This window comes from Mycobacterium asiaticum DSM 44297 (assembly GCF_000613245.1).
Taxonomy (GTDB): Bacteria; Actinomycetota; Actinomycetes; order Mycobacteriales; family Mycobacteriaceae; genus Mycobacterium; species Mycobacterium asiaticum.
The window spans coordinates 1-691 of record NZ_HG964938.1; the positions used below are offsets into that span (position 1 = coordinate 1).

Here is a 691-nt window from a genome sequence, read left to right on the forward strand (position 1 = left end):
CACCGGCAACGCCGGCAAGGGCGGCAACGGCGGCGCCGGCGCCATCGGCGGTGACGGCGGTGCGGGCGTGAACGGCGCGACCGGGGTCGCCGGCACCAACAACGGCGCCGGGCAGAACGGCGGCAACGGTGGTACCGGCGGGGCCGGCGGCAACGGCGGCAACGCCGGACTCGGCGGTAAAGCTCTCGGCATCGGCTCCAACGGCACCGACGGCAACGGCGGCAACGCGGGCAACGGCGGCAAGGCGGGCACCCCGGGCGACGGTGGCGCAGGCGCCGCCGGAACCGCCGCCAACCCGAACGGCGGCAAGGGTGGCGACGGTGGCAACGCGATCGTCGGCAAGGGCGGCACCGGCGGCAGTAACAGTGGCGGTACCGGGACCACCGGCAGCAACGGCACCGACGGCGCCGGCTTCGCCACTGCGGTCGGCAACGGCGGCAACGGCGGGGCGGGCTTCAACTCCACCACCGTCGGCGTCGACGGCGGCAACGGCGGCGCCGGCGGCAACGGCGGCACCTACGGCAACGGCGGCAAGGGCGGAAACGGCGGAAGTGGCGCCAACGGCGGCACCGGCCAGGCCGGCAGCGCCGGCGGCAACGGCGGCGCCGGTGGGCTCGGCGGCTCGATCTCCGGTAACGGCGGTACGGGCGGCAACGGCGGCCAGGGCGGCACCGGTGGCGCCGGGAGCAAC

At 77.3% G+C, this 691-nt stretch carries 1 pseudogene; it reads left to right on the top strand.

The features are described 5' to 3' along the window. A pseudogene (locus tag BN972_RS29625) lies at nucleotides 1–691 on the top strand (PE family protein); the annotation flags it as partial.